Source organism: Oricola sp. (assembly GCF_022763245.1).
Classification (GTDB): Bacteria; Pseudomonadota; Alphaproteobacteria; order Rhizobiales; family Rhizobiaceae; genus Oricola.
This window is the reverse complement of the sequence record NZ_JALEGV010000012.1, coordinates 675997-687186: the sequence shown is the minus strand read 5'-3', so window position 1 is coordinate 687186 and position 11190 is coordinate 675997. Positions and strand designations below refer to the sequence as shown.

The following is an 11190-nucleotide window of genomic DNA, read 5'->3' as shown; positions in this document are numbered from 1 at the left end:
CTACGCGTCTTCACCAGTTGCTCAACCCGCGCCCTACGGCGTAACAGAAACGGACGAGGCTCTAATCGCCGCTGGATGAAAGTTCAGTGGCAGGTCACATCGACTTGCAGCCGAAAATCGCCGAGCTGCTTCTTCAGCACCTCCTGCTCATAGGGTTGAATAGCTGCCGCGCAGGGCTTGCACGACGCTTTCTCGAAGATCAGCGTGGCCTAGTGCGAACGGAATGGTGTGCTCGTCGGTGAGCTCGTTGTGAGAGAATGCCGAGCTGCAATAGATGCAGGCGCCCGGTGAAGGGATGCGTCGCTTTTCGAACCTGTCGAACTCATATGTTCTCGTCCTCATCCAGCAATGATAGGCGAGCGGTCTCAGGTTTGTCAGCAGGGGAACCTTGTCACGGCAGCTCCAGTCGTGCTGCAGGTGAATCGCCTCACGATACTTTACGAGCTTTACGAATTTGACGAATTAACACAAGTAGCCCATATTGGCGGTGAAGGAGCACCAAGATCATGTCTACCGCTAAAGCTATTGAGAAGCGCGGTCGAAAATCCGGCCGCGTCGGGTCACCCAACGTTGCGTTTTCGACAAAGCTCGCTGGAATTGCGGCGTTCAAAAAAGCGCTTATCGAGCAATACGGCGAGGCAGTCCGTCGCAGCAAGAAGGCCGGGCACCGGGTCAGCTTTCGGGTCGATGTCGACCCAGAAGCTGGAGCGCAAACCATCACAGTTGTCGAGGAACTGCCAGGCGCGGTCGCGGATGGGTTTCCCGTCGAACAGGTCGGGGAGCCGGATGCGGACCTCAAGGCAGCCTTGAGGGAAGCCCGAGCTCGCGGGAAAAAGCGTGTCTCCGAAATCGTTGCCGCAGACGACATGCTCACCGCAGAGGCGTTCGCGGACCTGTTGGGCGTGTCCAGAGTGACGGTCAACTCACGGCGTCAAAACGGCCAGCTTCTAGGCATCGATGGGGCCAAGAGGGGGTTCCGCTTCCCTGTATGGCAACTTGATGATGATGGCCGTCCGTTCGAAGCGCTGCCCGAACTCCAGCAAATCCTCGGTGGCAGTGCCTGGGCCGTCTACAGATTTCTGGTGACACCACAAGGCGGTCTCAACGGGCTAACCGGACTCGATGTGTTGCGGAGTAAGAAGCCTGATGAGGTTATCGAGGCTGCCAAGGGTATTGCTCACGGTGACTTCAGGTAATGCCAGCAACTGCGCCGCCCGCCGGCTTCGAGAACGCAAAGCTCGATATCGAAACTGTTCCTGCCGAAAAGCGGTTCGGACGCATCTACCTTGATGCTTACCCGAATCCGCTAGGTTTCGGAAAAAACCCGAGCCGATTCAGCGATCCGAGGCGCCGGATCGCTGCAAACCGGTTCGGAGTTCTCTATCTGGGTGAGACCTTGCAGGTCTGCTTTCTGGAGGCTCTCCTTCGTGATCGCCGAGATGGGCAAATCGGCGACCTCCCGATTGAGGAAATAGAGATTCACTCCCGCCGGTTTGCCGAGATCGAGACGATAGAAGAACTGCGTCTCGTCGACTTGCGTGACGATCATGCCATTCGAATGGGTGTGCCCTCCGACGTCGCGAAAGCTTCGCGACAGAGCCTTGCTCGTGCCTGGTCGCTGGCATTCTATGTGCATAAATCTTTGCCGGATGGCATCATCTATCCCTCTCGGCTAAACGGCCATGTGAACCTCGCGGTCTTTGATCGGGCGGTTTCCAAGTTGGCAGCAAAACGTGTGGTTCCCCTATTGGGCGCACCGGGGCTGGCATCGGTGTTGCGGGAATTGCTGGTGGCGCTGGTCTGAGGAGGCCTGCTGTCCCGACGTCATCTGCTACTTAGGCTCGAGTTCTCCGGCGTCGCTTAGCGGTTATCTCGGAATAAAGATTGGTCCGATCGCGCCGGGCGCCGGAGGCCTCTCCTCCGGTTCTCATCCCGTCACGGCAAACCCGTCCACACTCTTACTCTGAAAAGGGGGCGTTGCCGGGGAATCCCCCGCTCGAAGGGGTCGGTCGAGACGACAGGCTCGGCCGCAGGGGAAGGCCTTCCCCTCCCGGGGATTCCAAAATAGCAATGAGCGGCGGGGATCAGACCCTGATCCAGTTGTAGCTGTCGCGGGCCTTGTAGCCACATTTCAGGCAGATCGCGAACAGCTCAGGATCTTCATTCGGCCCTTGGCCAGACCAGTGATCCGTCGATACCTCGGCATATCGCGTTCCACCGCAACTTCCACGGCAAACAATCTGTACGAGCCTGCTTCTTCTTGTGCGTTGGGCGTATTTTGGGATCGGCATCTTGGGTTCCCTTCCGTTGTCTTCAATCATTCATAGATTGAACCCGGGGATATGGAACACAAGAGCGTCCCCAAATGCCTCTTTGTCGAACAGTAGACGGCAACAGACTTCGAAATGGTGCACGACATGTACGATGTGATCGTCCAGGAATTTGTCGAACCGGGCCGCGCAAGACGATTTCTTGGCGAACGGACGGCGTGTCGCTACTGCGGGGCTTCAGACCCGAAGGTATTTGGGAAGCAGACCAATGCCCACGCCTTTCCGGCAGCGCTCGGCAACCGGTTCGGCCTGCTTGTCGCGACCCCAATTCTGACCGGATCGGTCACGCGCCTGTTTCTGGGCGTCTGGACGGAGAAGTATGGCGGACGCCTGGTCTTCTCGGCGCAGATGCTGCTGACGGCAGTGGCGACCTGGTTACTGACGCTTGCCGATAGTTACGCCATGTACCTGGTTGCGGCTTTGGGCATCGGTCTCGCTGGCGGCTCATTCATTATCGGTGTCGCCTATGTCAGCCGCTGGTACGATGCCGGTCATCAAGGCACCGCACTCGGCATCTTCGGCGCTGGCAACGTCGGTGCGGCAGTGACCAAGTTTGTCGCACCCTTCGTCATGGTGGCTTATGGCTGGCACGGTGTCGCATATGTCTGGGCCGCGGGCCTGGCCACCATCGGCATCCTGTTCTTCCTCTTCGCCAAAGACGACCCGGAGCTCGTTGAACGCCGGGCCAAGGGCACCCGCGCGCCGTCGTTTGCGGAGCAGTTCGCGCCCTTGAGAAATCTCCAGGTGTGGCGCTTCTCGCTTTACTACTTTTTCGTCTTCGGCGGTTTCGTAGCTCTGGCGCTGTGGATGCCGCATTATCTGATCGACGTTTATGGCGTCGACGTGAAAACAGCCGGCATGGCGGCCGCCTCTTTCAGCCTGTCGGCCTCACTGTTCCGGGCCTATGGCGGACATCTCAGCGACAAGTTCGGCGCGCGGACGGTGATGTACTGGACCTTCGGCTTCAGCCTGATCTTCCTGTTCATGCTGTCCTATCCGCCGACAGATTATGTCGTACAGGGCAAGGACGGACCGATCGCCTTCTCGACCGAATTGGATTTCTGGCCCTTCATCATCATACTGTTTGGCCTCGGCTTCTTCATGAGCCTCGGCAAGGCGGCCGTCTACAAGCATATACCGGTCTACTACCCCGGACATGTCGGCGCGGTCGGCGGTCTCGTCGGCATGATCGGTGGGCTTGGCGGCTTTGTCCTGCCGATCGTATTCGGTGCAGCGCTCGATCTGACGGGGATCTATACCTCGTGCTTCGCGATCCTTGTCGGCCTGGTAGCGATCATGCTGACCTGGATGCACCTGTCGATCCGCGCAATGGAACGCGCCGCGCTCGGCAAGGAACTCGATACGCTGCCGACGGTCCCGGAACTGCAGGAGGTCCATGTTCCGGGCAAGACGGAGATGCCGCGGGTCCTGCAAGATTGGCAGCCCGAAGACGAGACATTCTGGGAGGAGAAGGGCCGCGGAATCGCCCGCCGCAATCTGTGGATTTCGATCCCGGCGCTTCTCCTCGCCTTCTCGGTCTGGATGGTTTGGTCGATGGTCGTCGCCCGGCTGCCCGCCATCGGGTTCGAATTCTCGACCGGACAGCTCTTCTGGCTGGCGGCGCTTCCGGGCCTGTCAGGCGCCACACTCAGGATATTCTACAGCTTCATGGTGCCGATCTTCGGTGGCCGGCTGTGGACGACGCTCTCGACCGCCTCGCTGCTGCTGCCGGCAATGGGTATCGGATATGCGGTCCAAAACCCTGACACGCCCTACCTGATCTTCCTCACCCTGGCGCTGTTGTGCGGCTTCGGAGGCGGCAACTTCGCCTCTTCGATGGCGAATATCGCCTTCTTCTTCCCGAAGGCGGAAAAGGGCAATGCGCTGGCGCTGAATGCGGGTTTGGGCAATCTCGGCGTCTCGGTCATGCAATTCCTCGTGCCGATCGTCATCACCGCCGGCGTATTTGGCGCCATGGGCGGCGCACCGCAGACGTTGACGGACGGTGGCGAACTCTGGATGCAGAACGCGGGCTTTGTCTGGGTGCCGTTCATTCTGCTTGCCACGGTCGCGGCTTGGCTTGGCATGAACGACATCGCCGACGCCAAAGCGAGCTTCCGCGAGCAGGCGATCATCTTCAGCCGCAAGCACAATTGGCTGATGTGCGTGCTCTACACGGGCACCTTCGGTAGCTTCATTGGCTACTCGGCGGGCTTCCCGCTGCTGACCAAACTCGCTTTCCCCGAGGTGAACGCCCTGCAGTATGTGTTCCTCGGACCGCTTGTCGGCGCACTCAGCCGCGCGGGCACCGGCTGGATCAGTGACCGCTTTGGTGGCGGGCGAGTCACGTTCTGGACTTTTGCGGGCATGATCGTCGCGGTGTTTGGTGTGATCGCATCGCTTGGCGCAGACAGCTTTGCCGGCTTCTTCGCCGCCTTCATGGCACTGTTCTTCCTGACCGGGGTCGGCAACGCCTCCACGTTCCAGATGATCCCCGCGATCATGGGCCGTGAAGTGCCGCGTCTGATGCCGGAACTGGATGGCAACATGCTGCGCCGGCAATCGGAGCGCGAAAGCGCGGCAATCATCGCCTTCACCAGCGCGATTGCCGCCTATGGGGCCTTCTTCATCCCCAAGGCCTACGGCACCTCGATCGCGATGACCGGATCACCCGTCGGCGCGCTTTGGGCCTTCCTGATCTTCTACGCGGTCTGCCTGGCCATCACCTGGGCCTACTACACGCGGCGCGGCGGTCTCCTGCACGAGCTGGAACGGCGCGGTCAGCCAGCCATGCCCGCCCCTGCGCCCGCTCAATAACCATGCCCGATCCGGGCGGCTGCCAAGGTCGCCCGGACCCACGCCCCACGAAAGGACAGCCAGATGAGCCATCTTCTCGACAGATTGAACTTCCTCCAGTCGAAGGGAACGGAACAGTTCTCCAACGGGCACGGCCAGGTCACGCGTGAGAATCGTGACTGGGAGGACACCTACAGAAACCGTTGGCGACACGACAAGATCGTGCGCTCGACCCACGGGGTGAACTGTACCGGGTCCTGTTCCTGGAAGATCTACGTAAAATCCGGGATAGTCACCTGGGAGACCCAGCAGACGGATTACCCGCGAACCCGGCCCGACCTGCCGAACCACGAACCGCGCGGTTGCGCCCGCGGCGCCTCCTACAGCTGGTATCTCTATTCCGCCAACCGGGTGAAGAATCCGTTGATCCGCGGCAAGCTGATGAAGGTCTGGCGCAAGATGCGCGAGACGAAGAGCCCGATCGAGGCCTGGACCGCGATCCAGAACGACCCGATCCTGCGCCAAGGCTATGTCGAGACCCGCGGCAAGGGCGGCTTTGTCCGCGCGACTTGGGACGAGGCGACCGAAATCGTTGCCGCCGCCAACGCCTATACGGCCAAGACCTACGGGCCCGACCGGATCTTCGGCTTCTCGCCCATTCCCGCGATGTCGATGATCTCCTATGCGGCCGGCACCCGCTACCTGTCGCTCTTGGGTGGGACCTGCATGTCGTTCTACGACTGGTACTGTGATCTGCCGCCTGCCTCGCCGATGACCTGGGGTGAGCAGACAGATGTGCCGGAATCCGCGGACTGGTACAATTCCAACTACCTCCTGCTCTGGGGCTCCAACGTCCCGCAGACCCGCACGCCCGACGCGCATTTCTACACTGAGGTGCGTTATAAGGGCGCCAAATCCGCGGTGATTTGCCCGGACTATTCCGAGGCCGCGAAATTCGGCGATGTGTGGCTGAACGCCAAGCAAGGGACCGATGCGGCGCTGGCGATGGCCTTTGGCCATGTCATCCTGCGTGAGTTCCACCTCGATCGGCAGGCCGAGTATTTCGAGGAGTATTGCCGGAAATATTCCGACTTCCCGATGCTGGTGAAGCTGGAAGAGAAGAATGGATCCTTCGTCCCGGGACGCTTTCTGCGGGCGGACGACCTGGACGGCAAGCTGGGCGAGGACAACAACCCCGAATGGAAGACCGTCGCTGTCGACGAGTCCTCCGGCGGACTGGTCGCGCCCAACGGCTCCATTGGCTACCGCTGGGGTGAGCAGGGCGAATGGAACCTCGAGGAAAAGGCGGCCGGAGCCGAAACCCGGCTGAAGATGTCTCTGGTCCTCGACAGCGACCAGGACGACGTGCTCGGAGTCGATTTTCCCTATTTCGGCGCCGACGCGACCGAAGCCTTCTCAACCGGCGACAAACGCCCCAACGTCCTGACCAAAAACGTGCCGGTGAAACGGATCAAGACGAAGGGCGGTGAGATCGCCGTCGCCACCGTTTTCGACCTGTTCTGCGCCAACTACGGACTGGATCGCGGCCTGGGCGGCGAATGGGTGGCCCAGTCCTACGACGAGGACGTCCCGGGCACTCCTGCCTGGGCGGAGAAGATCACCGGCGTCGACCGCGCCAAGATCATCCATGTCGCCCGCGAATTCGCCGACAACGCCGAAAAGACCCGTGGCCGGTCCATGGTCATTGTCGGCGCCGGGATGAACCACTGGTACCACATGGACATGAACTACCGCGGCATCATCAACATGCTGGTGATGTGCGGCTGTGTGGGTCAGTCCGGCGGCGGCTGGGCGCACTATGTGGGCCAGGAAAAGCTTCGCCCGCAGACCGGCTGGCTTCCCCTGGCGTTTGCGCTCGACTGGGGACGGCCGCCGCGGCACATGAATTCGACCTCGGCCTGGTATGCCCATACCGACCAATGGCGCTACGAGACGTTGACCGCGGGCGAAATCCTCTCGCCGACGGCGCCGGAGGGCGATTGGGACATCGGGCTCATCGATTACAACATCCGAGCCGAGCGGATGGGCTGGCTACCCTCTGCGCCGCAGCTGAAGACCAACCCGCTGGAGGTGGCGAAAGCCGCCAGGAAGGCGGGCAAGGACCTCGCCCCGTATGTCGCCGAACAGCTGAAATCCGGTGCGCTGGAAATGTCCTGCCAGGATCCGGATGATCCTGCCAACTGGCCACGCAACCTGTTCGTCTGGCGCTCGAACCTGCTTGGGTCGTCAGGCAAGGGGCACGAGTATTTCCTCAAGCACCTGCTCGGCACCGACAATGGCGTGATGGGCAAGGACATGGGCGAGGAGGGCCGACAGCTTCCCAAGGAGGCGAAATGGCACGAGGACGCTCCGCGCGGCAAACTCGACCTGCTGGTGACCATCGACTTCCGCATGTCCACCACTTGCGTCTACTCCGATATCGTTCTGCCGACGGCGAGCTGGTACGAAAAGGACGACCTCAACACCTCGGACATGCATCCGTTCATCCACCCGCTGCAGGCGGCGGTGGACCCGGCCTACGAGTCGAAATCCGACTGGGAAATCTTCAAATCCATCGCGAAGAAGTTCCAGGAGGTGGTGCCCGGATATCTGGGTCAGGAAACCGACGTCGTCGCGTTGCCCATTCTGCACGACACCCCTGCAGAGATTGCGCAGGACCAGGTCAAGGATTGGAAAAAGGACGAATGCGACCTGATCCCGGGCAAGACCGCGCCGAACTATATCGCGGTCGAGCGGGACTATTCCGCGGTCTATGACCGCTTCACCGCGCTTGGCCCGCTACTCGACAAGCTCGGCAATGGCGGCAAGGGCATCTCCTGGAATACCGAGGACGAGGTCGCCGCGCTGAAGGCGCTGAACGGCGAGCGGCTCGACGGATCGGCAAAGGGACGTCCCGCGATCAACACCGCGATCGACGCCGCCGAGGTGGTATTGATGCTGGCGCCTGAAACCAACGGCGAGGTGGCGGTCAAGGCCTGGGAGGCGCTTGGCAAGGCGACGGGGCGCGATCATGTGCATCTGGCTGAGGGCGAGCATCACAACAAGATCCGCTTCCGCGATATCGCCGTCCAGCCGCGCAAGATCATCTCCTCGCCGACATGGTCGGGCATCGAAAGCGAGCATGTCAGCTACAACGCCGGTTACACCAATGTCCACGAATTGATCCCCTGGCGTACCCTGACCGGCCGCCAGCAGCTCTATCAGGATCACCTCTGGATGCGGGCCTTCGGCGAGGGTTTCATGTCCTACCGGCCACCGGTGGATCTCAAGACCGTCACCGATGCGATCCATACCGACAAGGACAAACCGCATGTCGTGCTGAACTTCATCACGCCGCACCAGAAATGGGGCATTCACTCGACCTATACCGACAACCTGCTGATGCTGACGCTCAATCGCGGCGGTCCGGTGATCTGGATCTCCGAAAACGACGCGGCGAAGGCGGGCATCGTCGATAACGACTGGGTGGAACTTTACAACGCCAACGGCGCGCTGACCGCGCGGGCGGTGGTGTCTCAGCGCATGAAGGATGGAACGACCTTCATGTACCACGCTCAGGAAAAGATCGTGAACACGCCTGGCTCGGAGAAGACCGGCCTGCGCGGCGGGATCCATAACTCGGTCACCCGGGCGGTCCTGAAGCCGACCCACATGATCGGCGGCTATGCCCAGCAATCCTACGGGTTCAACTACTACGGAACCGTGGGCTCCAACCGCGATGAATTCGTCATCGTGCGCAAGATGAACAAGGTCGACTGGCTCGACGATGAAGCGACCCCGAAGGAGGCAGCGGAATGAAGATTCGTGCGCAAATCGGCATGGTGCTGAACCTCGACAAATGTATCGGATGTCACACGTGTTCGGTCACCTGCAAGAACGTCTGGACCAGCCGCGACGGCGTGGAATACGCATGGTTCAACAATGTCGAGACCAAGCCCGGAACCGGATATCCGACGGACTGGGAGAACCAGGACCGCTGGAACGGTGGCTGGACCCGGACGAAGTCCGGCAAGCTCCAGCCCAAGCAGGGGGCAAAGTGGCGAATCCTGGCGAACATCTTCGCCAACCCCGATCTGCCGGAGATCGACGACTATTACGAGCCGTTCGACTTTGACTACGACCACCTGAAATCGGCGCCCGAGGGCAAGGCGTTCCCGACGGCGCGCCCGCGCTCGAAAATCTCAGGCGAGAGGATGCAGAAGATCGAGAAGGGTCCGAACTGGGAGGAGATCCTCGGCGGCGAATTCGAGAAACGGTCGCAGGACTACAATTTCGAGGGAATCCAGAAGCAGATCTACGGGGAATACGAGAACACCTTCATGATGTATCTCCCCCGGCTCTGCGAGCACTGCCTGAACCCGGCCTGCGCGGCGTCGTGCCCCTCGGGCGCGATCTACAAGCGCGAGGAGGACGGCATCGTCCTGATCGACCAGGAGAAGTGCCGCGGCTGGCGCATGTGCGTCTCAGGCTGCCCTTACAAGAAGGTCTACTATAACTGGTCTACGGGAAAGTCCGAGAAATGCACGCTGTGCTATCCCCGGATCGAAAGCGGCAACCCAACCGTCTGCTCGGAAACCTGCGTCGGTCGCATCCGCTACATCGGCGTGATGCTCTATGATGCCGACAAGATCGAGGAGGCCGCGAACGCGGCCGAGAAGGTGGACCTCTACGACGCCCAACTCGGCGTGTTCCTCGATCCCAAGGACCCCGCCATCATCGCCGAAGCGCAGAAGCAGGGTATCCCGCAGGACTGGATCAAGGCCGCGCAGGAAAGTCCGATCTGGAAGATGGCGATGGAATGGAAGGTCGCGTTCCCGCTGCATCCCGAATACCGGACGCTGCCGATGGTCTGGTACATTCCGCCGCTCAGCCCGATCCAGAACGCGGCCGAAGCGGGCGCGATCGGCATGGACGGTGCGATGCCGGACGTGAAGAATCTGCGCATCCCGCTCAGATATCTCGCCAACATGCTGACGGCCGGCGACGAAAAGCCGATTGCCCAGGCGCTGGAGCGGATGCTGGCCATGCGCGCCTATATGCGCGCCAAGAGCGTCGAGGGTGTGACCGACGAGGCGATCGCCACCCGCGTCGGCATCACGGGGCGGATGATCGAGGACATGTATCGCATCATGGCGCTGGCGGACTACGAAGACCGCTTCGTCATTCCCACGACGCACCGCGAACAGGTTGAGGAAGCCTACGACCTGCGCGGCGGTTGCGGCTTCACCGACGGCAACGGTTGTTCCACCGGCGTCTCCAAGGGGTCGCTCTTCGGAGGCTCCAAAAAGCCGCTGAGAATGCCGCAGGAGGTGCGCTGATGACCCTCGTTCTGCAAGATCGCACCCTCAAGGCGTTGTCGCTCATCTTGAGTTATCCCAAGAAGGAGCTGCAGCAGGCGATGCCGGAAATCGGTGGCGTCCTGTCGGCGGAGCGGCGGCTGACAGCGGCGGCGCGGCGTGCGCTTCGCCCATTGCTGGACGAGCTGCAAACGCGCGACATCTACGACCTGGAAGAGCAGTATGTGATGCTCTTCGACCGCTCGCGCGCGCTGTCGCTGAACCTGTTCGAACATGTTCACGGCGAAAGCCGGGATCGCGGCGGCGCAATGGTGTCATTGGTCGAAACCTATCGTGAGAAGGGTTTCGAGCCAGCGACCAGTGAACTGCCGGATCACCTTCCGGTCCTTCTCGAGTTTCTGTCCACGCGTCCCGCAGACGAGGCTCGGGAAATACTCGCGGACGCCGCGCATATTTTCGAGGTCCTCAATACACGGCTTGTCCGGCGGGAGAGCCCCTATGGAGCGGTGTTCGCCGCCCTTTTCCAGCTTGCCGGTGCCGCAGCCGACAAGGAGGTCGTGGCCGAGTTGCTCGACCAGCCCGACATCGCGGCCGACGATCTCGAGGCACTCGACGAGGTCTGGGAGGAAAGCGAGGTTCGCTTCGGCCCGGATCCGAACGCTGGATGCCCGCAGGTGCGAGACATGCTGGCGCAGATGGACCTTCCGATCAATCCCGCGCCCCGGGCGGCGGCCGAGTAACGGAGG

6 protein-coding genes are annotated in these 11190 nt (G+C 61.2%); all 6 read left to right on the top strand.

Annotated elements, in window-relative coordinates; translation table 11 throughout:
* Window positions 1-506 precede the first annotated feature (506 nt).
* Window positions 507-1196: an XRE family transcriptional regulator gene (locus MRY80_RS07595; protein ID WP_293289595.1), complete on the top strand. Its 690-nt coding sequence runs from the start codon at window positions 507-509 to the stop codon at window positions 1194-1196.
* Complete coding sequence (locus MRY80_RS07590) at window positions 1196-1804, top strand: RES family NAD+ phosphorylase (RefSeq protein WP_293289593.1); 609 nt, start codon at window positions 1196-1198, stop codon at window positions 1802-1804. Before MRY80_RS07595 ends, MRY80_RS07590 begins: the two co-directional genes overlap by 1 nt.
* Window positions 1805-2405: 601 nt before the next feature.
* Entirely contained in the window at window positions 2406-5147 is a 2742-nt protein-coding gene (locus tag MRY80_RS07585) for an MFS transporter (RefSeq protein ID WP_293289591.1), read from the top strand.
* A gap of 63 nt (window positions 5148-5210) precedes the next feature.
* Window positions 5211-8945: a nitrate reductase subunit alpha gene (locus MRY80_RS07580; protein WP_293289589.1), complete on the top strand. Its 3735-nt coding sequence runs from the start codon at window positions 5211-5213 to the stop codon at window positions 8943-8945.
* Window positions 8942-10465 (top strand): nitrate reductase subunit beta, encoded by a 1524-nt coding sequence (gene narH, locus MRY80_RS07575; RefSeq protein ID WP_293289587.1) that lies wholly within the window; start codon window positions 8942-8944, stop codon window positions 10463-10465. Before MRY80_RS07580 ends, narH begins: the two co-directional genes overlap by 4 nt.
* Window positions 10465-11184: a nitrate reductase molybdenum cofactor assembly chaperone gene (gene narJ, locus MRY80_RS07570; protein WP_293289585.1), complete on the top strand. Its 720-nt coding sequence runs from the start codon at window positions 10465-10467 to the stop codon at window positions 11182-11184. The genes narH and narJ overlap by 1 nt, the downstream gene beginning before the upstream one ends.
* Window positions 11185-11190 lie beyond the last annotated feature (6 nt).

Excerpts from the sequence above, each read along its gene's own strand:
- MRY80_RS07595 (WP_293289595.1), top strand. The coding sequence starts at position 507 with ATGTCTACCGCTAAAGCTATTGAGAAGCGCGGTCGAAAATCCGGCCGC.
- MRY80_RS07590 (WP_293289593.1), top strand. The coding sequence starts at position 1,196 with ATGCCAGCAACTGCGCCGCCCGCCGGCTTCGAGAACGCAAAGCTCGAT.
- MRY80_RS07585 (WP_293289591.1), top strand. The coding sequence starts at position 2,406 with ATGGTGCACGACATGTACGATGTGATCGTCCAGGAATTTGTCGAACCG.
- MRY80_RS07580 (WP_293289589.1), top strand. The coding sequence starts at position 5,211 with ATGAGCCATCTTCTCGACAGATTGAACTTCCTCCAGTCGAAGGGAACG.
- narH (WP_293289587.1), top strand. The coding sequence starts at position 8,942 with ATGAAGATTCGTGCGCAAATCGGCATGGTGCTGAACCTCGACAAATGT.
- narJ (WP_293289585.1), top strand. The coding sequence starts at position 10,465 with ATGACCCTCGTTCTGCAAGATCGCACCCTCAAGGCGTTGTCGCTCATC.